This is a genomic window from Pseudomonas sp. CG7 (assembly GCF_023701885.1).
GTDB lineage: Bacteria > Pseudomonadota > Gammaproteobacteria > Pseudomonadales > Pseudomonadaceae > Aquipseudomonas > Aquipseudomonas zanjanensis.
On the sequence record NZ_JABAEE010000001.1, the window covers coordinates 180,899 to 205,338 of the forward strand.

A 24,440-nucleotide genomic window follows, 5' to 3' on the forward strand; every position below is an offset into this window, starting at 1 on the left:
ACGGACTCAGTGCGCGGATTTTTCCAGGTAGGAGGTATCCACGATCTGTTCGGCCTTGAGCGTGGACTCGATAAAACCCAGGTCGTGGGAGTAATCCATCAGACGCTGGATGAATTGGATGTCCGAGGCCCGCAAATCGGCCGACCAGCCCAGCCGAGTCCGCGCTTGAGCGACGATGGCCTCCGGCGTGATGATCTTGCCGTCAATGCCCTGCACCGCTTCCAGCTTGAAAGCCTCGGCGATGAGCCGGTTCGATTCGACGGGGTGCTCATTGAGGAAGGCGATGGCCTTGCGGTGGGCACGTAGCAGCTTCACCACATCGTCCGGGCGCTCCTGCAAGGTTTTTGGCAAGGCAATCACCACGTACCACGGGTACTGGGGCAGCGCCTGGTTGACGTCCAGCAGGATCCGGCTCGAACCGCGCAGCACCGATTGGCTGACGAAGGGCTCCCAGGAAAATGCCGCATCGACAATGCCGCGTTCCAAGGCGGCGTTCATGTTGCCCGGCGGCATGTCGATGATGTCCAGGTCCTTGTCAGGATCGAGCCCGGCCTTTTCCTTCAGGACATAACCACGCAGCAGCACATCCATGCCACTGCCCTTCTTGACCCCGGCGAGCTTTTTCCCCTTGAGCGCTTCCAGCTGGGTGATCGGGCTCTTGGCGTCGACAATCACCGCGGCCTGGCCGTAATTGACCTTCGCCAGGATCCGGCTTTGCAGCCCGCGGGAAAACCACTGGTACACCGGCGGGGTGCCGACATAGGCCACGTCCAGTTCGCCGGCGGCCAATGCCTGCTGGATCACCGGGCCATCGCCCAACGCCTTGAGGTCGACATTCAAGCCCTCGTCACGGTAGTAACCCTGTTTGTCGGCGATCAGCGCCGGGGCGTTGGCCATGGCGAAAACATAGCCCACGCGCAAGGGTTTCGCCTCGCCGGCCACGGCAAATGCGCTGCCCGCCAACGTAGCGGCGGACAAGGTAAGGGCAAGCAGCGAACGTTTGATCATGCTGTCAGCTCAAGGCGAGGGGTGGGGTAAACCGTGGCGTCTCCCGCGTTCATCACCTGGGCGATGCGAGTCATCAGCTCATTGCGGTAATCGAGGAACGCCGGCAGGCGGCGGGTCGTCAGGTTGGTTCGGGGGCGCGGCAGCTGGATCTCCAGTTCGCTGTGAATCCCTCCTGGGGCAATGTTCAGTACGATGACCCGCTCGGCCAGGAACACCGCTTCGTCGATGTCGTGGGTAATGAACAGCACCGTCTGGCCCAGTTCGGCCCAGATGCGCAAGGTCTCTTCGTTCATGCTGTTGCGGCTGATGGCATCGAGCGCGGCGAACGGCTCGTCCATCAGCAACACGCTGGGGTCCAGGGCCAGGGTCCGGGCCAGGGAGACGCGCTGTTGCATGCCACCGGAAAGCTGGTGCGGCAACCAATGCGCCGCGCTCTCCAGACCGACCAGGCGCAGGTACTGCAAGGCCTGTTCGCGCTGCTGCGAGGCGGCGGTGCGGGCGCTCATCCGCAGGCCGAAGCGGACGTTTTCCAACGCGCTCAACCAAGGAAACAATTGCGGCGCCTGGAACACGTAACCCAACTCCGAACGCTCCGGCCGCACCGCTGTCTGGTTGATGGTGATCTGCCCAGCCTGTGGCTGCATGAAACCCGACAGCAAGTTCAACAGCGTGGTTTTCCCGCAGCCGGATGGCCCGAGAATCGCGACGAATTCACCAGGCTTGGCGTTCAGGCTGAACGAGGAAAACACCGCATGCCCATTGGGGTAACGGAAGCTGATATCAGCAACTGTCAGGGCATCGGCTTGGAGCTGCGGAAGGGTTTTGAGCATGGCAAGTGTCGTCAGGTCGTTTACAATGGCAATACCTGACATAATACGTATTAATACAAGTAGTCCCAATAACCTATTTTTATAACCTTAGAAGTGAAGGCGCCCTGCCCCACTCAAGGCCATGGAAGCTGACAGTGTCCACCTCCATTCTTCGCGACAGCAGCACCTCGCTTTACGAACAGATTGCCCATCAACTGCTGGAGGAAATTCAGCGCGGCGATTTCGAACCCAGCGGCAAACTACCGTCCGAGGCGCAGTTGGGCGAACGGTTCGGCGTGAGCCGCGTCACGGTTCGCCTGGCGGTGGGCAAGCTCAGCGACGACGGTGTGGTGGAGCGCAAGCAAGGCAAAGGCACCTTCGTCGCAGCCAAACAGGTACGCCACGGCCTGGATGCGTTGCGCAGTTTTCATGAGGCGTTGTTGCTGCAAGGGCTGCAACCGAGCATGCGGGTACTCAGCCATGCCCTGTTGCCTGTTCCGGAAGCCATGCGGGGTTTGTTTAAAGCGGCAGACGACTGCCTGCTGCTGGAGCGCCTGCACTTCGTCGATGACGAACCCATTGCCCTGGGCCGCAGTCACTTACCGGCGGAGTTGGCCGACGTGGCCTGGAGCGAAGTCGAACATCAGCCGATCTATTCCATCCTCGAATCAATCACCGGCCTGGCGGTTATCCGCGCTGACTTGGCGATCCGCGCCCAGGAGGCTGACAAAAGCTTAGCCAATGCGCTGCACGTCAAACGCGGCGCGGCGCTACTGGTCATGGAGCGCACATCCTATTTCGCCGATGGCCGCTGTTGCGACCGCACGACGTTTTACATTCGGCCGGAACGTTATGCCTTTATTCTCAGTGGGGTTTTCAAAACCACTTCAGGTGTGTAGCCGTCGGAACAGCGCACAGGGCGTTGCCCCCCACGCGTTACCGAAGGTGTTAGCTCTGTATCGGAAACTCAGCCTGATCAGGTGCGTCCACCGGCCAGAACCATTTGAGGGGCCAACGAACTCGCGCCTCTGCATATAAAATTCAGGCACAAAAAAAAGCCACTCATCTGAGTGGCTTTTTTCTGAATCTTGGAGCGGGAAACGAGACTTGTATCTGGCATCCGACTCGTTGAAATTTAAGGGGGTTTCTTTTCTTGCCGGGGCAGGAAAGGCTTGATTCTGGACTTGTTTTTGACGTGCATCAAGGGCTAAGAGGGTGGCCTCGAATCTATGCGACTTTGTTCGATCTATAGCCCATCGGGCGGCAAAGTCCGCATTGGCAGCCGACTCGATGGCCGCTCACAACCGGATCCTGGCGATTAAAGCTGCATGCGGCGAATTGCCAATGACTATAAAAAGTCGCTTTTCGGTGATCCCAATTCCTCTACGCTGATTTCACGCATGCGGAATTTCTGCACCTTGCCGCTGACGGTCATCGGAAAATCGTTAACGAACTTGAAATGGCGCGGCGTCTTGAAGTGAGCGATCCGACCTTTGCAATACTCGCGCAACTCGTCGGCGCTGACCTGGTGCCCCTCATGCAACCTGACCCAAGCTACAATCTCTTCTCCGTAGGCTTTGTCCGGCACACCGATGACCTGCACATCTGCTACCGAAGGATGAGTAAAGAAGAACTCTTCGATTTCGCGCGGATAAACATTCTCGCCGCCCCGAATAATCATGTCCTTATTGCGCCCGATGATCCTCAGGTAACCCTCCTCATCCATGATTGCCAGGTCACCGGTGTGCATCCAGCCTGCGTCGTCGATGGCCTCCGCGGTCGCTTGCGGGTTGTTCCAGTAGCCGAGCATTACGCTGTAGCCTCGGGTACACAGTTCGCCGATCTGACCGCGAGCAACGATCCGGTTTTGCTCATCGACGATCTTGCTTTCCAGATGCGGCTGAGTGCGGCCGACACGGGTGACCCGGTGCTCGATATCGTCGTCCGGGCCGGTCTGGGTGGAGACCGGGCTGGTTTCGGTCATGCCGTAGGCGATCTGCATCTCCTTGAGGTGCAGGTCGTCGATCACTCGCTTCATGACTTCGATCGGGCAGGTGGAGCCGGCCATGATGCCCGTTCGCAGACGGCTCAAGTCCAATAATTGGCGCTCCGGGTGGTCGAGCATGGCAATGAACATCGTCGGCACGCCATACATGCCGGTCGCTTTCTCCTGTGCGGCGGCCCGCAGGGTCTCCAGCGGATCGAAGGCTGCGCTGGGGTAGATCATTGTCGTTCCGTGGGTGACACACCCCAGATTGCCCATGACCATGCCGAAGCAGTGATACAGCGGCACCGGTATCACTAACCTGTCGTGCTCGCTGAGCTTCAGGCTTTCACCGACCATGAAACCGTTATTCAGGATATTGTAGTGACTGAGGGTGGCACCTTTGGGAAATCCAGTGGTACCCGAGGTGTACTGGATGTTGACGGGGTCGTCGAACTGCAGTTGCTCACCGCATTGCCGTAGTTGTTCCGCAGGCACTTGTTCCGCCAGGTCCAACAGGCCCTCCCATGACAACATGCCGTCAGCCGGCGTGTCGCCGAGGCTGATCACGCCCCGCAATTCAGGCAACCGGCCGCTTTCCAGTACGCCGATAGCGCAGCGGTGGAGTTCGGGCAGCAGATCGTGAAGCATCGCGTGGTAGTTGGAAGTCTTGAACGAGTCGGCACAAATCAGCCAGCGACACCCCGATTGCTTGAGCGTGTACTCAAGCTCGGTCAGACGGTAGGCCGGGTTGATGTTCACCAGCACCGCCCCCACCTTGGCGGTTGCGAACTGGGTGATGCACCATTGCGCGCAGTTCGGCGACCAGATGCCTATCCGTTCACCGGCCTTGAGGCCCAGCGCGAGCAACCCTCGGGCGCAACGATCCACCTCCGCGGCCAACTGTGCCCAGGTATAGCGCAGCCCTTGATGCCGTACGACCAACGCTTCGCCATCGGTGAACCGTTCCACCGCTCGATCGAACGCTGCGCCGATGGTCATCGCCAGCAAGGGTGTGGTTTGCGGTCCACTGGTGTAACTGGGAACACTCATATCGATTCTCTCTGTACGATCCAGGTGTGGGCCGGGGGGTTTACCCCGCAGGTGCCCTTGTTGAATGACTTGTCCTCTTTGTTTTTAACGCGTGAATATTTGCGCCGTGGTAATCGCCATGTCACCGCCGGGCAATTTGATGTTGCCGATCTGCTTCAAACTGTCGGCATCGAACACCGCTACGTCGTTGAAGGTACCCGCCAGATAAATCTTGCTGCCGGCCTTGTTGAACGAAATGCAGTAGTAGGAATGATCCAGCGTAGCGGCCTGAAGCAGTTTTTTCTGCTTGATGTCGTACTTGGCCAGCCGGTTGAGCACGCCGAACATCAGGTTCGGGTCTCTGGGCGAACGCATGCCACTGAAGTAGATTTCCGTCAGGGGGCCGAAGTCGGTGGTTTCGGTCTTGCCGGTTTTCAGGTCGATGCTGAACAGCCCATAGAGGTACTCGGCGGTCGCCGGGTCCTGCTTCTTGTCCTTGAATTTCGCTGCGGTGTAGAGCAGCGAAAAATCATGACGGTAGGTCTGCTGGTTCCACACGTAGAGCACATCCGGTGCGCTGTAATTGGCACGTTTCCAATGGCGACTGGGAATCAGCACGTCGAACTTGCCAGTGTTCACGTTGACCTTGTAGACATCCGCTCCCGCCACATACAACGTGCCATCGTCGCCGCTTTGCATGATGGTCAGCTGCCGGGGCGCCGGGAAACTACGAATGGGTTTGGCGTCCATGCCGGCATCGGTGGCGTACACATCAAGCCGAGGTTGCTGCACCTCGTAACGATCGTTGAGCATCAACGTCGGATTGGCGATGGTGAACAGTTCCTTGCCGTCATGGCTGAGGGTAAAGGCGAACATCGACTTCGCTTTCTCACCCGGTTTCTGGGTAATGCTGGCGTGGAAGACCTGCTTGCAGCTGTCCAGCTCAACGCCGTAGACATCCGCGTAGTGGTTGTTCAGCACGTAGGCGGTCTTGCGATCCGGCGACAGCTGCACGGTGCCAGGACCGAAGGCGTCGGGCATTTTGCAGGTCTTGAACAAGCTGTCGGTGGCCAGGTCGATCACGTGCAGGTTGTTCGGATAATTGGTGGTCACCATGTATTCGTGACCGCTTTGGAGCGCGGTGTTTTCATCGGCCAAAACACTGAGCGATATAACGCCCAGGACACCGAACGCGGCCAAGCCGCAGGCTTTGATGCATTGCATGCTGGATTCCTTCTTCATGTCCGGTCACTTGTCTTTCGGAAAGACAGTGCCGAGGTTGCGCCAGTTGTCGTTGGACGCCTGGGCATCCTTGTTCCAGTCCGGGTAGGTGCTCATCATGTCCGGCACCTGGGCCGGCCACCAGCATGGGTCGGAGCAGCCATACAGGTCGGCTTCCATTGGCTGGCACAGCGACGACACGCCGCCAAACGCGTCGATTTCCCAACCTGGATCAGTGGTCGAGGCACAGCCGGCGACGGAGCTCATCGCCACCACTTCTTCGATACGGTTTTCGGCCGCGGCCTGATCGAGCTTCTGGGCTTTGTTGTTGATTGCCTTGAGATGTTTCATATCAGTGAGCCTTGCGCGGAGTGATGTAGCTGCTGATAAACGCAGGGTTGTGAGCCATGATCCGGGTGTAGACCTCGATGCCGAAGTCGACCCAGTCACGCATCAGTTCGCAGTAGTGATAAGTCGGATGGGTCGGGTCGCCGTATCGGGCGTAGCTCTCGTGGTAGCAGCCGCCAGAGCAGAGATTGCGGATCTGGCAGTCTTCGCAACCGGTGTTGGTACGGTCCAGGCGCTGGGACAGGAAATCGTTCAACTCGACCTGTTTCACCCCGCTGTGAACGTTGCCGAACGTCGGCAGGCTCGAACCGGTAAAGCGGTGGCACAGGTTCAATTCGCCCTTGTGATCCACCGCCAGCATCTTCAGGCCCGCCCCGCAAGGCAAAGCCTTTTTGTGGCCTTCATGGATATCGGTGATCAACTGGTGCAGGTTGGAAAAACCGATGTTGCGGTGTTCCAGCGCCGCTTCCAGATAACGCCGACCGAGCTTCTTCATGTTGGCGAACACTTCGATCAGCTCGTCGCTGGACAGGTTGAAGCTACTGATATCGCCGGACGTCACCGGAGCAAAACCGACCTCCGCGAAGCCCAGTTCGTTGAACAAGTGATCCCAGATCGTTTCGACGTCGGTGACGCCAGTGGTCAGGGTTACCCGCGCGCCGACCGGGCGGCTGTTGTAGCGCGACAGCAGCATCTGGGCCTTGCGCCGCACCACGTCATACGTGCCCTGCCCGCCCACGGTGATCCGGTTGCGGTCGTGCACGGTTTTCGGCCCGTCGATACTGACCGAGAGCCCGAAGCGGTGGGCGTTGAGGTAGTCCACGGTGTCTTCGGTGAGCAGCGTGGCGTTGGTGGTCATGACGAATTCGACGAACTTGCCCGCTTCGGCAAAACGCTTTTCACAATAATCGACCATGTACTCGATCAGCTTGCGATTGCTCAGCGGCTCTCCCCCGAAGAACACCACCGTGAAACGCTCTTCATCCGGGGATTCGCGCAGCAGCATTTCTACCGAAGCGACCGCTGTTTCAACGTCCATCTTCTTGCCGGCCGAGGGCTTGTCGAGGTCCTCTTTGTAGCAGTAGGTACAGCTCAGATTGCAGCCCGTGTTGACGTTGAGCACCACGGTATTGATCGCGGTGCGCTCGACGCGTTTGGTACCGATGTCCGGGGTCAGTGGTGAGCCGTCGCTGACCAGTTACAGGGAGATCAGCTCACGCAGGGTTTCGGTGATTTCTTCTCCGTTGAAGCGTGCGGCCAAGCGTTGGATCAGGTCGTCCGATGAACAGCCGGGACCGCGCAAGGTGTCGATGATGGTGCCCGTCAGCTCATCGCTGGCGAACAGCGAGCTGCTAGGGATGTGGAACAGCATGCGGTCGGCGTCGACATGCACTTCGTGCAAATTGCGTTCGACCAGATTCAAAATAGCGCCCATTGCAAACCTCCTGTGCAAGCCCCGATTCACGAGGTCTGCGGTCATCCCGAAAAGTGTCTGGAACCGCTAAAAAACAGCCAACTTATGGAATGGGTGGATTGTTCCAGCGTTGCACGGTGACGATCATGTGGCCTTCGCCGGTCAGGGACCTCCCTGCGTCGTCGACGGCGGCGATCACCTTGAGATTGCCGGCATTGTTGGTGGACATCTTGCGTTGCGGGTTCGGCCCGGCATCGCCTGGGGTAAACACGCCGGTATCGGCCTGCATGGTGCCGGCAAACTTGACGTCTTCATCCTCTTTGGCGCGGTCATCAAAAGCCTCGACCGACCATTGCGCAGGGAACACGCCGATGCGATAGGGCTTGCCGTCAGCGCCCTTGCCCCAGGCTTCAGCATCGAAACGGCCCTGGACTTTCGGCGTCGAGCCACCGCCCTCGCCGATCCGCGCCACCGAGAATTCGGGCACGACTTTGACTTCAGCGATCCTGCTGTAGACCGACAGCGTCGGGCCTTTCAGCGTGCCGACCGTGACGTTGCGCAGGCCCGGTTGCGCATTGGCAGCCGCCTTGAGTTTGACCCTTATGCGCTCGGGCGTTTGCTCCAGCACTTGGACCACTTCCACGCCTTTGCCAAAGTCAGGTTTGCCAGTGAGACCGCTGCCGACCAGGGTGACTTCGGTTTCTCTGCCCGCCTTCAGATAACCCGGCTGCACCGCCAGCAAACGATTGGAACCCTGCTTGGCGGCGACGAAGTCCAGCCCTCGCTCGTCGTGCTCGGCCTCGAACATCCGACCCTGCATGGCGTTGCCCTGGGCGGCGAATACCTGGCGCATGGTCACGCCATCGATGGACACGTTGCCGCGCCATTCGTAGCCGGTGTAGACAATCGCACTGCCATCGCCGTTGAACAGGGTGCCATCGGCGTACTGACCTTTGACGCTGACCTTGAACGTGTCGCTGCCGTCGGCAGTCACGCTCATGACGCCAGCCAGTTCGCCTTTACCCGGCAGGTGCCCGCTGAAGCTCCAGTCGCCGACCAGCGCCTCGGCTTTCGGCGCGCTGCCCTGCCATGCTTTCCAGGCCGAGTTGTCCAGCGGATAACGCTTGGCCAGCAGCGGCACCATCTCTTTGCGGGCCAGATCGAACCAGTCGCGGTCGCGGGACAGGGCCTGGTACTCGAGGGACGGCCACTGGCCGAGGTGGAAGTTCACCAGGCGCTCCCATTCCTGGGCTGGTCGGCGCTGCAGCGCAACCCGCGCACCGGAGTGGCAACGGCCGCACATCTGGCTGGTCTGGTCGTCGAATTTCTCGACGGTATTGAGCCGTCGTTCCAGCGCATAACGCACACCGTCCGTCTCGCTCGGCGCCAGGCCCTGGGTGTCGGCCAGGTATTTGACCAGGATTCGACGATCGTCATCGCTGATCTGCAACCCGTGCATGACCTGCATCCGGGCAATGCTCATCAGCCAGCCTTCCGGCGTCTTGCGCTGGTGGCTGATACGGCTCAGGGCGTTATCGGCTTCGGGGGTGTGGCAGCCCTGACAGGTTTCCTTGAGGATGGTCTGGGCCTCGCGAGCTGCCAGGCTGTAAGGCGAATGCAGCGCCACACAGGCCGCCACGGCCAGCAGACTGACGCTCAGGCCTGATCGGAGTTTTCTCTTCATCAACGTCGAACCTCGCACGGTGCTTTCTTATTTTTGTGGCTTATCGTTTTTATGGTTTCTGCCGTCGGCGACAGCCCGCTGACGGAGGCAAGAGAAACGTCTGTGATGAGCAATACACGGAGCGTGCCAGCTTAACGACTATCTTATTAATCAATTAGTTACATTGTTATTTTGGCTTTGCAACGCGTCAGAACAAGACCGCCTGCGTCTAATATCGCGACAGCTGTTGCACTCTGAGACAAGCATAGATGTCCTCGGCTGAAACACTTCTTGTCCAGCGATGACGTTGGCGTACAACGGGATCCGCTCGTCGTCTCATGCGTTGTCGCGATTTGCGACAAAACCTGGGTGCCAACCGTCCCGTTTCATCGCTAGAACCCCCGTCAACAAAGGCCCATCCACCCGTTCCTGGTACTTGGCACAGCCATTGCCAACTTGGAGAAGTCCACGTTTCTCAGCACAACAAGAGGTCTCATCATGCCGCTGCCTTATCTGCTCCCCGCCACCTCGGCCTTCGTCCAACGCGCCCCACGCATGCTCATCGGCGGCGACTGGGTCGAGGCCGCCGACGGCCAGACCATGCCCCTGCACAATCCGGCCACCGGCGAAGTGCTGTGCTTGGTGCCAAGGTCCACCCCCGACGATGTCGACCGCGCAGTACTCGCCGCCCGCCAGGCTTTCGACGACTCCGCCTGGACGCGCACCCGCCCTAGGGAGCGGCAGAACCTGTTGTGGAAACTCGCCGACCTGATGCAGCGCGACGCCGAACTGCTGGCGCAACTCGAATGCCTGAACAACGGCAAGAGCGCGGCGGTGGCTCAAGTGATGGACGTGCAACTGTCCATCGACTTCCTGCGCTACATGGCCGGTTGGGCAACCAAGATCGAAGGCTCCAGCGTTGACGTGTCGCTGCCGCTGATGCCCAACGATCAATTCCACAGTTTCATTCGCCGCGAAGCGGTGGGCGTGGTCGGGGCCATCGTCGCCTGGAACTTTCCGCTGCTGCTGGCTTGCTGGAAACTCGGTCCGGCCCTGGCCACCGGTTGCACCGTCGTGCTCAAACCCGCCGACGAAACGCCGCTGACCGCGCTGAAACTCGCTGAGCTGATGCTGGAAGCCGGTTATCCCGAGGGTGTGTTCAACGTGGTCACCGGCACTGGTATCACGGCGGGCTCCGCCCTGACTCACAATCCATTGGTGGACAAGCTGACGTTCACCGGCTCCACCGCCGTAGGCAAGCAGATCGGCAAGATCGCCATGGAATCCATGACCCGTGTCACCCTGGAATTGGGCGGCAAATCACCGACCATCGTCATGGCCGATGCCGACCTGAAGACCGCTGCCGCGGGTGCCGCCAGTGCGATCTTCTTCAATCAGGGCCAGGTTTGCTGCGCCGGCTCCCGGCTGTATGTGCAGCGCAAGCATTTCGACAATGTGGTGGCGGATATCGCCGACATCGCTAATGCAATGAAGCTCGGTAATGGCCTGGACCCCAGTGTCGAAATGGGCCCGCTGATTTCCGCCCGTCAACAGGAGCGGGTTTATGGCTACATCGAAAAAGGTCGGGAAAGCGGCGCGACCATCGCCTGCGGCGGTGAATCATTCGGGCCGGGGTTCTTCCTCAAACCCACGGTGATTGTCGACGTCGATCAACGGCATTCGCTGGTACAAGAGGAAATTTTCGGCCCGGTGCTGGGGGCGATTCCGTTCGACGACGAGGCCGATGCGTTGCGCATGGCCAATGACAGCCCTTATGGCCTTGGGGCGAGCATCTGGTCGAATGATCTGGCGGCGGTGCACCGGATGATTCCGCGCATCAAGTCAGGTTCGGTGTGGGTCAACTGCCACAGCGCCCTGGACCCGGCGTTGCCGTTTGGGGGCTACAAGATGGCGGGGGTCGGGCGTGAGATGGGGTATGCGGCGATCGAGCATTACACCGAGTTGAAGTCGGTGTTGATCAAGTTGTGATTGGCGGCGTTCTTTAGACCGCTATCGCGAGCAAGCTCGCTCCCACATTGGAATTGTTTTCGACGCAACTGTGAGAGCGAGCTTGCTCACGATAGGCCAACCCAGGCACCCCAAATATCAGGGCTTGAACCCCTGCCCCAGCAACCAGCTCCGAACCATCCTTCCCTGCTCCACTGACAACCCCGTCAACACCCGCTCGACCGGCTCGCTGCGCAACCGCCGCACCAACGGTGCCAATTCCACTCCTTGCACATGCCAGATCCCCAGCGGCTGATCCGCCGTGATCACCACTTCGGCCTCATCCACGAATCCATCCCTGAGCACCGGCGCAGACTCAATCTTCAAAGCGGAAAAATCCGCCGCGGCGTGGGCGACCTCAGCATCCGGCCATTGCCTTCGCGCCTGCCAGAACGGCTGGTCCGGCCAGCGCTGCTCATCGGCATAGAAGTCCCGGCCAATGCGCGCGAAGCGTAAAAACAACTGCTCTACCCGCTGCTGATGAAAACGCTGTGCCAGCAACCTCCGTTCAGGTTTGCGCAACAGCGTGTTGATCACCGTTGGCGCCTGCAACGCCGAAGACAATGACTGAAAGATGCCATTCCCCGACAGCGGATCCACCGCCATGGCGGCGGCGCCCACACGAATCCAATGGTCGCCACAGACCTGCGGACACAAAATCGCCGTGCTGCTTCGGGCATGCAGGTGCAGATCGGTTTGCGGTTCATCCCCGAAAAACGCCTGGGTCAATGTCGACTGCTGGAACCGCTGGCGGCAGTAATCGAGCAACAGCGCCTTGCCCGGCAACTCGGCACTGGCCACGTCCACTGTCCATTGCCAATAGCACTGGCCGTCGGCCCGACGCGCCATCCAGGCCCAGCCGTCCACAAGGCTTTCCACAGCGCTGGCGGTGATACCCGGCGTACCTTGCCAGCGATTGAGCAGACTGACTGTCTCTGGTCCCCGCAGGCCTTTGCCAAGGGCCGGTGCCTGGCGTCCGCGGGCCTCCACCAGGAAATCCGCGAGCAGCGCGTCACGCCCTTGCAGTTCGATTCGATGCCCCGAAGCATGCGACTGCACCGTCAGCACTCGGCCCTCGATCAATTCAACGCCGGCCAGGCGCAAGTCCTCGCGCAAGCCGCGATCGAAGCTCGGGCGATCCAGCAAAAATTCGATGTTCTGAGCATGCTGCTGACCGTTCCAGGACACCTGTCGCTGGGAAGGCTGCGCCGCATCCGTCAATGCTTGATGCAGCCCCGCACCGCGCAGTGCCTCCAGCACCCGCATGGACACCCCTTCGAGCGCCGCAAAGCGCCGCCACTCACTGACCAGCGTGACGGGGTATCCAAGCCGCCGCAACCCCAGGCCCACCGCCGCCCCCGCAGGCCCCGCGCCAAGAATCACAATCGGCTTCATGGGCCGACGCGCCGTTCAGGGCCGTGATAATGGGCGTTTTTTTGCAGCCACTCGACAATCTGTTCGTTGCTCGCCTCGGGATTTTCAACGAGAAAACCCACAATCTGCCCGCTCAATGCCGCACAACCGAGGCTCGCACCCGACTGCCCCGGGTAGGTACCGTAAACACACCCGGCAAAATCTGCCTGGGCGCTGTCGAGCCACGACCATTGCTGCTCGGTGCAACGAGCGTCGCCGGTGACCCGCAGCACCTGCGGATAATCCGCCGGGAACACCCCTAAGCCCTGAGCCGGGCTGGACGCACACAATAGAATGCCCTGCGCCACCGCTGCTGCGCAGGCTTCACGCAACAAGCTTCGATCCTGCCGCAAACCGAGGCTCAGATTGATCAACCGCACGTCCTGCGCCACCAGCCAACCGATGGCGGTAGCGATCTGCAAGGCGCTGGTGACGCCACGCTGGTCGAACACCTGGGCGACGCAAAAAACCGCCGCCGGTGCACGCCGGCTGATGGCCTCGATCACCGCACTGCCATGACCTAGCGGATCGTCGCGCAAATCGCTTTCGGCCAGGCCATCCTCCCGCAGCGAGAACCGTCGACCGGCAATCACCCGCACTCGTTGCGCTGCGCAATGACCACTGTCCACCACCCCAATCCGCAGCTCAGGCCTCATGCTGCACCGTTCTTGACGTAAGCACGCCATCCAGCAGTTCAAAGCACAAATTGGCATCGGCCAGGGTCGAGGGGCGATGGCTGATCAGGATCCGCGTACGCCCGGCGAACAACCGATCGATGGACGCGATCACTTCGCGCTCGGTGGCTTCGTCGACCGCCGAAGTCGCTTCGTCCAGCACCAGGATCAACGGATCCTGCAACAGCGCCCGGGCGATGGCGATGCGCTGTTTCTGTCCGCCGGATAACTGCTGGCCACGCTCGCCCAAAGGGCTGTCGAGGCCTTCGGGCAGTGACTCGATCAGGCTGTCGAGCTGCGCCAGCCGCGCCACTTCGGCAATCGCTTCGCGACTGGCGTCCGGCACCGCGTAGGCCAGGTTGTCGGCGAGGCTGCCGCGAAACAGCACGATGTCCTGACTGACCACGGCGATCCGCCGACGCAACTGGAACAGGGCCAGTTCCCGCAGATCGACCTCCCCCAGCAAGACCCGACCGGACTGCGGATCGTGGTGCCGCTGCAGCAGATCGATCAGGGTCGACTTACCGACACCAGAGCCGCCGCTCAGGGCGACTTTCAAACCATAGGGAATTCGCGCTTGAATACCACGCAAGGTGGTCGGGCGACCGGGGTGGCTGAAGTGCACGTTGTCGAAACGCAGTTCGCCAGAATCCGGCATCGGCTGCGGCGCAACAGGGGTGAGTACAGTCGGCTCTTCACCGCGCAGTTCCATGACCCGCCCAAGGCTCACGGTCATCCGCTGAATCGCGACGTAGAGCCCAAGCAGGCTCTGGACCGGGCCGACAGCCATGCCCAGATAGGTGGAAAACGCGATCAGCGCGCCCAACTGCCAAGTCCCTTGCACTACCCAGTATCCGCCAATCAAAAACGCACAGGCCCGCGACAACGATGTCAGCGTGCCGGGCACCGCTTGGGTGAAAAACTCAGTGACTTGCAGGCGCAGGAGCTGACTCATATACCCTTGGCCCCACGTCTCCAGCCGCCGCGCCTCGCGCTGTTGCTGACCGGCGGACTGAATGAATTTCATCACCGGCAAGGTCTCGACCATGAACGAGGACATGTCCGCGGAACGCTCGCGCAACTGCCGCACATCGCGCTCGACCTTGCGCCGCATCCAGCGTAGCCAAAGCACGTCGAGTGGAATCAGCACCAAGGCCAGCAGCGACAGCTGCCACGACAGGGTCACCAACATCGCCACGGCAACCACCAGGCCAATCACGCTCGACACCGCCGAGAACAGCGAGTCCACGGCAAAGCGCTGGATCTCCGCGACATCGCCATCCAGACGCGACATCAGATCACCGATACGCCGCTGGCCGTAGAAACCCGGCGAGAGCGTCTGCAGATGCCGATAAAGGTCATCGCGCAGGGCAAACAGAATCCGTCCGGATAATCGCGTGTGCAGGTAACGATTGATGCCCGACAGCGCCGTCCCCAACAACCCGGCGACAATCATCAACCCGGCGATCAGCACCAGCATCGCAAAATTGTGCGCCAACAGGCCGTCGTCGATCAGCAGCTTGGTTAGCCATGGTTGCACCAATACCAGCGACGAGGCGCAGACCGCCAGCCCAAGCAACCCGGCAATCGCCAACCGGGGCGGGCGCACGAAGCTGTAGAGCCAGCGCAGCGCCGCTTGCAGGGCCGCGGGGTTCTGGCTGTCGATCAGCCGAACGATCAACCGCAACATCACGAACGCAACAGTTTGAGCTTGCGATACAGGGTCGCGCGGCTGATACCCAGGGCATCGGCGGCGGCCGAGACGTTACCTTGATGCATGTCCAGGGACTGGCGAATCAGTTCCAGCTCATGTTCACGAATACTGCCGCTCTGAGGGCGTTCGCCGGCGCTCAGTTCGTCGAGCATACTGTCGGGCAGATGGTCGAGGGTGAGTAGGGTGTCCCCCGGCTCCCGCATGGCCAGCGCGGTGCGCAGGACCATTTCCAGTTGGCGGATATTGCCCGGCCAATGATAACCGCCTAGCAGGCGGGTCAAATCGTCATGCAGGACCACCGTCGGCGCGTCGAGCTTGGCCAGCAAACGATCGACCAGACCATTGAAGTCGTCGCGCTCGCGCAGGGCCGGGAGCATCACGCTGATGCCGTTGACCCGATAGAACAGATCCTCGCGAAAATGTTTGTCTTCCACCAGACGCTTGAGGTCGCGGTGCGTGGCGCAGATCAGGGCAATGTCGATCTCTTGCTCTTCTCCAGCACCCAGCGGCGCGACCTTGCGGTCCTGCAATACCCTGAGTAAACGGGCCTGCAAAGCCAGCGGCATGTCGCCGATTTCATCGAGAAACAACGTACCGCCGTGGGCCTGTTGCAAGCGCCCTACCATGCCGCCCCGCCGCGAACCGGTAAAAGCGCCTTCGCGATAGCCATCCAGCTCCGACTCGATCAGGCCTTCGGGGATGGCTGCGCAGTTCACCGCGACAAAAGGTTTGTCGCAGCGCGTTCCAGCCATATGCACCGCTCGGGCAATGACTTCCTTGCCGGTGCCCGTTTCGCCCAGCAGCAACCCTGGCAATTCATTGGCCAGGCCTTGGCGGGCCATGCGCAGCGCCCGGGCGTAACGAGCATTGTTGCCAGCCAGGGATTCAAGATCGGGTTGCGGTTTAGCGGTGTTAGTCGGGGTGCGCGATGGCGTGCTGAGATTGATCAAGCGCTGCGGCGCGCGCAGGGTTTTGTAGAAAAATTCACCCTTGGCGGTTTGCAGACTGCCGATGCCGCTCTGATGCAAACGCGATAACAGCTGCAGGCCATCGACACCCAGGAACTCTTCACAGCGTCGGCCAACCAGCACCGAACGCTCGGCATGGAGCAACTGGCACGCCTGGGCGCTGACCGCAAGGATCTGTCCGCCGAGACTCACCGCGAGCAAGCCCTGCCAAGGGGATTCAAGATATTGCCGACGGCTGTGGAAGGCGAGGACGATCTGGTCCGGGTAACAAGCGTTGAACACGCGGCTTTCGATCTGGCTGACGGCCATGGTCAGCAACGCGGTGCTGTCGTGAACGCGGCCGAGCGGGCCTTCGCGGGTCAGGTCAAGGACCCCAAGGATGTCGCCCTGCGGGCAATAAATCGGCACCGAGGTGCAGGAGAAATTGGTCAGACGGTCGAGGTAATGTTCGCCGCAATCAATCATCGTTGGCCGGGCTTCCACCAGCGCGGTACCCAGCGCGTTGGTGCCGCGCGCCGCTTCGCTCCAGCAAGCGCCCAGCGTGATGTCTTGCAGCCCGCTCCCTTTGAAACCATCGGTGCGCCCTTCGGCGGCAAGGATGGTAGCGTCGGAATTGGCGAGGATGATGAGCCCTTCCTTGCCCTGGCGTTCGGCCAGATAATCGATGGCCGGCGTCGCCGCATCGATCAACAATCGATTGCTTTCCAACAGCACTTCAAGGCTCGCGTTCGATTCCAGCGCCAGTTCTTGCTTGGCATTGAAATGCACGCCATGGCTGAGACTGCGCCGCCACGACGCATCGATTTCCGCACGCAACACACCATCGGGAACGGTGCCCTCGAGATGCAGTTTTTCCCGGGCCAGGCGGGCTTCGCGATGAAGTTTGGGATGAGTTGTCTTTATCAGCATCAGCACGCGCTCCGGATCGGTCCGCCCTGCGCCCTTCTGAGTTCAGCGCCTTGTTGCCATCTTTACGTAAACGTCAGGGCATTGGCAAGTGCGTTACGGCATTTCTAATGCTTAGGGGACAACGTGACCATCCATCGCCCGACCAGACGACCAATGGGCTTTCCCTTCAGAAGTAATAGACGACGTTCGTTACGACGACGAACCTATACGAGTAGCTTGTCAGGCCCAAAGCCCCCCATGCCAGCCCCGATAACAGCATCGTGGCCGCTTTCCGGGTGTCTTTCGAATGGAACGGCCAAGAGTTGATGATCATGAGCCGCGCCATGGAGTAACGTGCGAATCCAGACTTGCCCGACATCGCAACAACTCTACCTGTAGATGATCGCCACGGCGCGAACGAAACCTGCCGAGGCATGCTTGATCTTATACGGAAAGCAGGACACCTCGAATCCGTGGTCCGGCAGACTCTCCAGATTCGCCAGCTTTTCCATCTGACCATAACCAATGTCACGACCGGCCTTGTGTCCCTCCCAAATGATCGAGGCATCGCCGCTGGCAAGAAAGCGCTCGCGGGTTGACTTGAAGGGAGCATCCCAACTCCAGGCATCAGTGCCGACCACTCGCACGCCACGTTCGAGCAGGTATAGCGTGGCCTCGCGGCCCATCCCAATGCCGGCATCCAGGTAACCCGGTTGACCGAAGATTGCCCCGGCACGCACGCTTCTGGGCGGATCTGAACCAGGGAAAAAAGTCTTTCGATCATCAATGAACCACCTAAAATCGCTTGGCTACGAGGATTGACTGTAATTAACGAAAATCACCGGATAGAGATCCAAACTCAAACGATGTGTTCGTGGGCAAAATGGCATAATATGCCAATAATCAAAAACCTGTCTGCCCAAAGCTGGAGCTAATTATGGCGACGCGAAACGTTGTGCTCACCCCTCACCAGGAACAGGTTATCCATGACCTGGTGCAGTCCGGCCGTTATCAGAATGCCAGCGAAGTGATGCGAGAAGGTTTGCGTCTATTGGAGCAGCGCGTCGCCGAAGACACCGCCAAAATTGAAGCCCTGCGTCAGGCGACCTCGATCGGCATCATGGACCTTGAATGCGGGCGCTTTACGCGGTTGAACGAAGGGGATTTGGAGCACTACCTCGAGGGCTTGAGTCTGGAGGCAACCCTCCCCGCGAGCGAGAAACACTGAGCATGCCGCAGTATCGGATTTCCAACGCGGCGCGCGCCGATATTGTCGACATCCTCAGGCTCTCCCAGACGCAGTTCGGCGATCAAGCACGCCAGCGCTACCAGGCACTGATCCTCGCGGCGCTGCAAGCGATTGCCAACACGCCTTATCGCGTTGGCAGCCACGACCGCGATAAGCTTGCACCGGGCCTTCGCAGCTATCACCTCGTCTATTCACGCCAGCAGGCCAAACAACTTCATGGAGTGGTCAAAAGTCCGCGACATATCGTGTTCTATCGTGTGGGAGACGGCGACGTGATTGAGATCGTCCGACTCCTCCATGACGCCATGGAGGTGCCGTTGCATCTGCCCAACGATTGACCACAAACACCAAAGGCATAAATCCCAGGCACAAAAAAGCCACTCATCTGAGTGGCTTTTCTGTGAATCTTGGAGCGGGAAACGAGACTCGTATCTAGCGTCCGACCCATTGAAATCTAAAGGGTTTCCGTTATTCCTGAAGCAGGAATGGACTTAATTCTGGACTCGTTTCCAGCAGGCATCAAGAGCAACGTGAACGTCCCCTCATAGGCGCGTTAGCGATCTGCGTGATCAACGCGCCAACGCCATCCAATAAAAAAGCCCGAGCTGATTCGTCCCGTAGCTGCCCCTGATCTATTTTGCTGGTCACGTTGCCGATCACGATCTGCGGATAGACAACCTGCACCGCCTGGATCGCCCAGAGCGTTTCATTGAGCTGTTGATGCGCGCGCACCCCACCCGTGAACGCCGGCGAGGCAGTGAAACTCAATACCGGACAGCCCTGCAGCACCGATTTCCCATGAGGACGGGACAACCAGTCCAACGCATTTTTCAACACGCCGGACATACCGTGGTTGTACTCCGGCGAGCCGATCAATACCCCATCGGCCGCCGCCACGGCGGCGCGCAAGGCAATCACGGCCTGTGGCGCATGAGCGCCATCATCATCCTCGTTATATGGGGGAATACTGTCCAATCCATGGAGCGTCAACCGGACATGCTCAGGCAATCGATCGGCCACAGTACGCAGGATCGCTGTATGTGCCGACTGCCGACGCAGGCTGCCGGACAAGCCCAGGATATTTATCATTACAGTCATTTAAACACTCACAGTTTGTGGCTTGGGCTTGAGGAGAAAATGCGCGAGCGCGGGCACCAGGATCAACGCCCCCACCATGTTCCAGACGAACATGAAGCCCAGCAAAATGCCCATGTCGGCCTGGAACTTGATCGGCGACAGTACCCAGGTGGTCACGGCCACGCCCAAGGTAATCCCGGTCATCACCACCACCTTGCCAGTGGACAACAGTGCCAGGTAATAGGCATCCGACAGGCTGGAACCATTGCGCAGGTTGGCAAGCGTCACGCTGAGGATGTAGAGCGCGTAATCCACACCGATTCCCACCCCCAGCGCAATCACCGGAAGGGTCGCCACCTTCACACCTATATTGAGCCCCACCATCAAGGCCTCGCACAACACAGAGGTCAGCATCAACGGCAACACCGTGCAGACCACCGCACGCCAAGAGCGGAAGGTGATAAAGCACAGGGCGATGACCGCCGCGTACACCATGAACAGCATCTGGATGTTGGAACGCTTCACGACGATATTGGTAGCGGCCTCGATACCCGCGTTGCCCGCCGCGTTCAAGAATTGGATCTGGTCGCTGTCATGGCCTGCCGCGAACTGCTCGACCGTCTGCACCACGCGGGTGAGCGTGTCAGCCTTGTGGTCGGTGAGGTACACGTACACGGTCAACAAGTCGCAGTTCTGGTTGAACAACTCACGGGGGGCGCGGGTGATGATTGCATTCAGGAGCCCCTGGTTACGGGGAATTTCATACCAGGTCATGCTGCCCTCGTTCATGCCGGCGGCGGCCTGCTTGCTCAGCGCCGCCAGCGAGGTGGTGGACACCACGCCCGGCAGCTGCTGCAGTTGCGCCTCCAGGGCGTCCACTGTTACCAACGTCTGATAATTGGCGCAGAAATACTGCGGGGTCTTAACCATCACCACGTACTTGTCGCTGCTAGCGGAGAAGTTGCTGACCATGAAGCGGTTGTCGGTGTTGTAGCGCGACTCGGGACGCAGCTCCGGTGCGCCGGGATTCAAGTCGCCAATCTTGACGTGAAGACTGATGGCAAAGCCCACCGCCCCCAGCACCCCTCCGATGAGGATCGCGCCGGTGGCCCATTTGCGTTCGGTGAAGCGATCCAGGAAAGCCCAGAGCGGATGCCGTGCGTGATGGGCGTCCAACTGGGAAAAACGGTCGTTGGCGGCTTCCCGTTGCGCCGCCACTTTGCTCACGCCGGTGTATGACAGCAAGATCGGCAGCAGGATCAGATTGGTAAAGATCAGTGTCAGCACACCCAGGGTCGCGGTAACCGCCAGGTCTTGGATCACCGGGATCTTGATGATCATCAACACCGCAAATCCCACGGCGTCCGCCACCAGCGCCATCAGCCCGGTCAAGAACAGCCGGCGAAAGGTGAAGCGCGCCGCCACCAGCTTGTCGGCACCGCGGCCGATGTCTTGCATGATGCCGTTCATTTTCTGGGCGCCATGGCTCAAGCCAATGGCAAACACCAGGAACGGCACCAGGATGGAATACGGATCCAGGTCGAAGCCCAGGGTCGGCAGCAAACCCAGCAGCCAGACCACCGCGATGATCGAGCACAGCAGCACCAGCACTGTGCTGCGCACACAACGGGTGTACCAGAACAACACGAGCCCGCAGATCACCAGGGTCGCGGCGAAGAACAACTGCATTTGCCGCATGCCGTCCATCAGGTCTCCCACCACCTTGGCGAAACCAGTGATGTGAATCTGGATGTCCTGGTTTTCATACTTGGCCCGAATCTGTTCGAGTCGGTTTGACAGTGCGTTGTAGTCCAGCGGAGTACCGTTATCCGAGGTGCTTTCCTGAAGCGGCAGGAGCACGATGCTGGACTTGAAATCGGAGGCCACGAGCTGCCCCACCTCGCCCGAACGCTCGATGTTCTGCTGCACCTGTTCCAGGCTTTTGGCCGAGCCGTCGTAATCGTCCGGGATGACTGGCCCGCCGTCGAAGCCTTCCTCGGTCACGCCAATCCAGCGCGTGGCCGGCGTCCAGAGGGACTTCATGTAGGACCGATCGACACCGGGGAGCAAGAACACTTCGTCATTGATCTTCTTGACCGTTTCCAGGTATGCGGCGCTTAAAATATTGCCCTGCCTGGCCTCGATCGCAATCCGCAAGGTATTGCCGCCCTCTCCCAGCTGGCTGCGGTTTTGCAGATAGTTCTGCACATAGGGGTGATCAGTGGGGATCATTTTTTCAAAGGCGGCATTGAGCTTCAGGCTCAGCGCCTGATAGCCGAGCACCAGGCTGAGCAGCACACAGATGCCCAGCACAATGCTGCGATGATTGAACAGCAATCGCTCGACCAAGGTCCCGGAAGCAGGATCAAACGTCGATGATGCAAGTGCAGGCGAGTGTTCGGCAGAGTGCGTAAAACTGTTCATCGTGACGGCTCCGACGATTCCACTTTCAGGGCGGACGACAGCATGCCCCGCGTGCTGCTGATGATCAGGTCACCGTTCGCCGCTTGCGTCATGCCCGTGAAGTAACGAGGTTGAGATATCTGAAGGGCGGTGGCTTGTGTATCGCCATCGGCAAAACGCAGCACCCGGCCCGATTCGTCTGCCAGCAGGACCGAACCGTCATCAAGACGCAGGCCGCTGGTCAACGTCACCGGCTGCAAGGTGTCGAGGCGCTTCCAGGTCTCGCCGCGATCCCGCGACTCGAAGGCTTTACCACGCAGTCCGAACGCCAGGATCGAATGGTTGTCGGTGACTGCTAGACCGAAGATCGTTCCTTCATAAGGGGGCGGCAGTGCCTCGAAGGACTGGCCCGTGTCGCTGGAACGCAGCAACGTCCCCTGCTCGCCCGTCATGAAGACATCGGTCCCTACCTGCGCGATACCGTAGAGATGCAAACCGTTTGGATTCTCGACGCGGGAGCGAATGGATTGCCAACTGAGCCCGCCGTCATGAGTGACGAAAACAAGACCATAGGCCCCCACCACCCAACCGTTTCGTGCATCGAGGAAAAGCACGTCGAGCAACGGCTTATCCGGCCCTTCATCCATTAACTGTTGAGCCAGGGACAGACGCTCCGGAGCCTGCCCGTCGGTGTCGCGCCTGGCTTGTTCCAGTTCAATTTCGGCAGCCTGGATGCCGTCGAGCTGTTTCGCCCAGGTCATTCCACCATCCGTGCTGTGCAGGACGATCCCCGCATGCCCGACCGCCCAGCCCTGGGTGTGATCGATGAAACGCACCTTGACCAGCGTCACGCTGACCGGCGAACCGACTTGCCGCCAGGTCGCCCCGTTGTCATCCGAGACGATAATGAAACCTCGCTCGCCCACGGCCACCAACCGCTGCCCTGCCCGGGCCACACTGAGCATGACCGACTGAGTTGCCATCGTGCTGTGGATGGCCGGTTGCTGCGGCAATCCAGTCGTTTGCGCTAAAGCCGCCGAGCCATAAACCATCGTCGCCATCCAAAGACTGGCCAAGAAGGCCTTGATGTGACGCGAATACAAAATAGGCATGTCAGAACCCCGATGATGCCGCTCTCTGGAAGCGATGGGCGTGCACCACCTACAGAGAGCCAACGTTTTAGCCGATTGTCGCGAGGCTTAGCGAACCGACCCGGATGCCACCGACGTTCCGGTGAAGAAGTTTTCGGGTTTGCGCGGTATCACGCTGTAGGTTTCCCCATTCAGGCCCTGGACGACGCTGTAGGTCTTGGCCTGCAGGTTGTAGATCACCACAGGCTTGACCACCACCGCCGGGATGGACGGCACCACGAATGGCAACACCTGGGAAACACGCCACAATTTGCCCTCGGCGTCGTAGCCATCCACCAGTGAGATGGTCCAGCTGTCTTCATCGATGAAGAATCGACGCTTGGGCACGGCGTGGCGTTTGCCCGGCGCAACCGTGGCCTCAAGCTCCCAGACACGGTGGAGTTCCCAGCGCACTTTGTTCGCATTCAGGTGGTTGGCGGTAAAGGCATCGTCGCGTTTTTCAGCATGGAATTTGTTGTCGTTGTAGGGGATGAACAGTTCTTTCTTGCCCACCAGTTTCCAGTCGTAGCGATCCGGATGGCCAATGAAGCCGTGCACCTCATCGAAATAGTTGGCGCCTGAAGCGACGAAGTCCGGCGTGTCATAGCCCACGGTTGGCGCACGCCGCACGCGACGTTGGCCGACCAGGTACTGCCAGGCCTCCCGGGGTTGCTGGGCATTGATACTGTCATGGGTTACCAGCGATTCCCCGGCCTTGAACGGTGGCTCGCTGGTCAGGAACCGCAGCAGCGCATACTGCCCGGACCATTTATCCGCAGCACCGTCTTTGTAGTAATACGGGTATTGCCAGTTTTCCACGCCACGACTGGCCAACGTCCGCGTCCCGTCGGCGTTACCGATGACATTGGCGTAGCCCATCTGTATCGATTCGGCTTCGACCCGCAGGAGGAAATTCCAGATCACCTCGTTGCCGTTTTTCGGAATCGGGAACGGGATCCCGCCGTAGCACCCTTCTACTGACAGACCATTGCTGGTGGTCTTGCAATTGGTGGCATTGGCGAAGGTGTTTTGATAGACGCTGTCCGGCGCCGCAGCGCTGCGGTGAGTCGGGTAGACATCAAGGTGGAAGGTGGCGGGGAATTTGGCCAACAGGGCTTTGGTTCCTTCACTCAACTTGTCGGCGTACTGCGCAGCGTTCTTGGCGGTGATCTGCAACAGCGGTTTTTCGCCGGGAAACGGATCGGCAGGCACATCGCCGAACTTGGCCCCGGCGACATCCTTGGTCAAGCCGCCGGTCCAGGCCGGGATCGAGCCATCGGCGTTGCCAGCTTTTTCGGCGCCCATGGGCGTCAGCGTGGTCTTGAGCTTCGCCGCCTCGTCAGGACTGACCGCTGCCAGCGCGGTACCGACAGAGAGGGAGATCGACAGAGTGGACAGCAACAGCAGTTTAATTTTTATCATTATCAGGGCCCGCCTG

At 59.9% G+C, this 24,440-nt stretch carries 18 protein-coding genes and 2 pseudogenes; 4 read left to right on the top strand and 16 right to left on the bottom strand.

Annotated features, from left to right (window positions below; translation table 11 throughout):
* Nucleotides 1-6 precede the first annotated feature (6 nt).
* Complete coding sequence (locus HGO40_RS00815; RefSeq protein WP_250961487.1) at nucleotides 7-1,008, bottom strand: ABC transporter substrate-binding protein; 1,002 nt, start codon at nucleotides 1,006-1,008, stop codon at nucleotides 7-9.
* A complete protein-coding gene (locus HGO40_RS00820) occupies nucleotides 1,005-1,838 on the bottom strand; it encodes an ABC transporter ATP-binding protein (RefSeq protein WP_250961488.1) in 834 nt (277 codons plus the stop codon). Before HGO40_RS00820 ends, HGO40_RS00815 begins: the two co-directional genes overlap by 4 nt.
* Before the next feature lie 134 nt (nucleotides 1,839-1,972).
* Between HGO40_RS00820 and HGO40_RS00825 the strand changes: the two genes are divergently transcribed.
* A complete protein-coding gene (locus HGO40_RS00825; protein ID WP_250961489.1) occupies nucleotides 1,973-2,716 on the top strand; it encodes a GntR family transcriptional regulator in 744 nt (247 codons plus the stop codon).
* Nucleotides 2,717-3,165: 449 nt separating this feature from the next.
* Here HGO40_RS00825 and HGO40_RS00830 read toward each other — a convergent pair whose 3' ends face one another.
* The 5 genes and pseudogenes from HGO40_RS00830 to peaA form a co-directional block, all read right to left on the bottom strand.
* Nucleotides 3,166-4,854 (bottom strand): AMP-binding protein, encoded by a 1,689-nt coding sequence (locus HGO40_RS00830; RefSeq protein WP_068934536.1) that lies wholly within the window; start codon nucleotides 4,852-4,854, stop codon nucleotides 3,166-3,168.
* Between the two features lie 84 nt (nucleotides 4,855-4,938).
* Nucleotides 4,939-6,057: a quinohemoprotein amine dehydrogenase subunit beta gene (peaD, locus tag HGO40_RS00835; protein WP_068934534.1), complete on the bottom strand. Its 1,119-nt coding sequence runs from the start codon at nucleotides 6,055-6,057 to the stop codon at nucleotides 4,939-4,941.
* A 24-nt stretch (nucleotides 6,058-6,081) separates the two neighbouring features.
* Nucleotides 6,082-6,405, bottom strand: coding sequence for a quinohemoprotein amine dehydrogenase subunit gamma (gene qhpC / locus HGO40_RS00840; RefSeq protein ID WP_033061173.1), 324 nt, complete (start codon nucleotides 6,403-6,405; stop codon nucleotides 6,082-6,084).
* Between the two features lies 1 nt (nucleotide 6,406).
* A pseudogene (gene peaB / locus HGO40_RS00845) lies at nucleotides 6,407-7,837 on the bottom strand (quinohemoprotein amine dehydrogenase maturation protein).
* A gap of 82 nt (nucleotides 7,838-7,919) precedes the next feature.
* Nucleotides 7,920-9,500 (bottom strand): quinohemoprotein amine dehydrogenase subunit alpha, encoded by a 1,581-nt coding sequence (gene peaA, locus HGO40_RS00850; RefSeq protein WP_068934530.1) that lies wholly within the window; start codon nucleotides 9,498-9,500, stop codon nucleotides 7,920-7,922.
* A gap of 477 nt (nucleotides 9,501-9,977) precedes the next feature.
* Here peaA and HGO40_RS00855 point away from each other — a divergent pair, with 477 nt between their 5' ends.
* Nucleotides 9,978-11,468, top strand: a complete 1,491-nt coding sequence (locus tag HGO40_RS00855) for an aldehyde dehydrogenase family protein (RefSeq protein WP_250961490.1) — start codon at nucleotides 9,978-9,980, stop codon at nucleotides 11,466-11,468.
* A 117-nt stretch (nucleotides 11,469-11,585) separates the two neighbouring features.
* Here HGO40_RS00855 and qhpG read toward each other — a convergent pair whose 3' ends face one another.
* From qhpG to HGO40_RS00880, 5 genes and pseudogenes are all read right to left on the bottom strand, one after another.
* Nucleotides 11,586-12,881: a flavin-dependent monooxygenase QhpG gene (gene qhpG / locus HGO40_RS00860; protein ID WP_250961491.1), complete on the bottom strand. Its 1,296-nt coding sequence runs from the start codon at nucleotides 12,879-12,881 to the stop codon at nucleotides 11,586-11,588.
* A complete protein-coding gene (qhpE, locus tag HGO40_RS00865; protein WP_250961492.1) occupies nucleotides 12,878-13,555 on the bottom strand; it encodes a subtilisin-like serine protease QhpE in 678 nt (225 codons plus the stop codon). Before qhpE ends, qhpG begins: the two co-directional genes overlap by 4 nt.
* Complete coding sequence (locus HGO40_RS00870) at nucleotides 13,545-15,263, bottom strand: ABC transporter ATP-binding protein (protein WP_250961493.1); 1,719 nt, start codon at nucleotides 15,261-15,263, stop codon at nucleotides 13,545-13,547. Before HGO40_RS00870 ends, qhpE begins: the two co-directional genes overlap by 11 nt.
* Complete coding sequence (locus tag HGO40_RS00875) at nucleotides 15,263-17,167, bottom strand: sigma-54-dependent Fis family transcriptional regulator (RefSeq protein WP_250961515.1); 1,905 nt, start codon at nucleotides 17,165-17,167, stop codon at nucleotides 15,263-15,265. The genes HGO40_RS00870 and HGO40_RS00875 overlap by 1 nt, the downstream gene beginning before the upstream one ends.
* 365 nt (nucleotides 17,168-17,532) lie before the next feature.
* Nucleotides 17,533-17,886: pseudogene (locus tag HGO40_RS00880) on the bottom strand (cyclase family protein); the annotation flags it as partial.
* A gap of 194 nt (nucleotides 17,887-18,080) precedes the next feature.
* On the opposite strand from HGO40_RS00880, the gene HGO40_RS00885 reads away from it, so the two are divergent.
* Together HGO40_RS00885 and HGO40_RS00890 are read left to right on the top strand one after the other, a co-directional pair.
* On the top strand, nucleotides 18,081-18,371 hold the full coding sequence (locus HGO40_RS00885) for a type II toxin-antitoxin system ParD family antitoxin (protein ID WP_122568228.1): 291 nt from the start codon (nucleotides 18,081-18,083) through the stop codon (nucleotides 18,369-18,371).
* Nucleotides 18,372-18,373: 2 nt separating this feature from the next.
* A complete protein-coding gene (locus tag HGO40_RS00890) occupies nucleotides 18,374-18,730 on the top strand; it encodes a type II toxin-antitoxin system RelE/ParE family toxin (protein WP_068934520.1) in 357 nt (118 codons plus the stop codon).
* A 181-nt stretch (nucleotides 18,731-18,911) separates the two neighbouring features.
* Here the strand turns inward: HGO40_RS00890 and HGO40_RS00895 are convergent, their stop codons facing one another.
* The 4 genes from HGO40_RS00895 to HGO40_RS00910 form a co-directional block, all read right to left on the bottom strand.
* Nucleotides 18,912-19,490 (bottom strand): NADPH-dependent FMN reductase, encoded by a 579-nt coding sequence (locus tag HGO40_RS00895; protein ID WP_041020403.1) that lies wholly within the window; start codon nucleotides 19,488-19,490, stop codon nucleotides 18,912-18,914.
* A complete protein-coding gene (locus HGO40_RS00900) occupies nucleotides 19,491-21,893 on the bottom strand; it encodes an efflux RND transporter permease subunit (protein WP_041020402.1) in 2,403 nt (800 codons plus the stop codon).
* Nucleotides 21,890-22,984: a WD40/YVTN/BNR-like repeat-containing protein gene (locus HGO40_RS00905; RefSeq protein WP_250961494.1), complete on the bottom strand. Its 1,095-nt coding sequence runs from the start codon at nucleotides 22,982-22,984 to the stop codon at nucleotides 21,890-21,892. The genes HGO40_RS00900 and HGO40_RS00905 overlap by 4 nt, the downstream gene beginning before the upstream one ends.
* 87 nt (nucleotides 22,985-23,071) lie before the next feature.
* On the bottom strand, nucleotides 23,072-24,424 hold the full coding sequence (locus HGO40_RS00910) for a DUF1329 domain-containing protein (RefSeq protein WP_250961495.1): 1,353 nt from the start codon (nucleotides 24,422-24,424) through the stop codon (nucleotides 23,072-23,074).
* Between the last annotated feature and the right edge of the window lie 16 nt (nucleotides 24,425-24,440).

Bases quoted from the DNA above. Each gene is read 5' to 3' on its own strand.
- HGO40_RS00815 (WP_250961487.1), bottom strand. From the start codon at position 1,008: ATGATCAAACGTTCGCTGCTTGCCCTTACCTTGTCCGCCGCTACGTTG.
- HGO40_RS00820 (WP_250961488.1), bottom strand. From the start codon at position 1,838: ATGCTCAAAACCCTTCCGCAGCTCCAAGCCGATGCCCTGACAGTTGCT.
- HGO40_RS00830 (WP_068934536.1), bottom strand. From the start codon at position 4,854: ATGAGTGTTCCCAGTTACACCAGTGGACCGCAAACCACACCCTTGCTG.
- peaD (WP_068934534.1), bottom strand. From the start codon at position 6,057: ATGCAATGCATCAAAGCCTGCGGCTTGGCCGCGTTCGGTGTCCTGGGC.
- qhpC (WP_033061173.1), bottom strand. From the start codon at position 6,405: ATGAAACATCTCAAGGCAATCAACAACAAAGCCCAGAAGCTCGATCAG.
- peaA (WP_068934530.1), bottom strand. From the start codon at position 9,500: ATGAAGAGAAAACTCCGATCAGGCCTGAGCGTCAGTCTGCTGGCCGTG.
- HGO40_RS00855 (WP_250961490.1), top strand. From the start codon at position 9,978: ATGCCGCTGCCTTATCTGCTCCCCGCCACCTCGGCCTTCGTCCAACGC.
- qhpG (WP_250961491.1), bottom strand. From the start codon at position 12,881: ATGAAGCCGATTGTGATTCTTGGCGCGGGGCCTGCGGGGGCGGCGGTG.
- qhpE (WP_250961492.1), bottom strand. From the start codon at position 13,555: ATGAGGCCTGAGCTGCGGATTGGGGTGGTGGACAGTGGTCATTGCGCA.
- HGO40_RS00870 (WP_250961493.1), bottom strand. From the start codon at position 15,263: ATGTTGCGGTTGATCGTTCGGCTGATCGACAGCCAGAACCCCGCGGCC.
- HGO40_RS00885 (WP_122568228.1), top strand. From the start codon at position 18,081: ATGGCGACGCGAAACGTTGTGCTCACCCCTCACCAGGAACAGGTTATC.
- HGO40_RS00890 (WP_068934520.1), top strand. From the start codon at position 18,374: ATGCCGCAGTATCGGATTTCCAACGCGGCGCGCGCCGATATTGTCGAC.
- HGO40_RS00895 (WP_041020403.1), bottom strand. From the start codon at position 19,490: ATGACTGTAATGATAAATATCCTGGGCTTGTCCGGCAGCCTGCGTCGG.
- HGO40_RS00900 (WP_041020402.1), bottom strand. From the start codon at position 21,893: ATGAACAGTTTTACGCACTCTGCCGAACACTCGCCTGCACTTGCATCA.
- HGO40_RS00905 (WP_250961494.1), bottom strand. From the start codon at position 22,984: ATGCCTATTTTGTATTCGCGTCACATCAAGGCCTTCTTGGCCAGTCTT.
- HGO40_RS00910 (WP_250961495.1), bottom strand. From the start codon at position 24,424: ATGATAAAAATTAAACTGCTGTTGCTGTCCACTCTGTCGATCTCCCTC.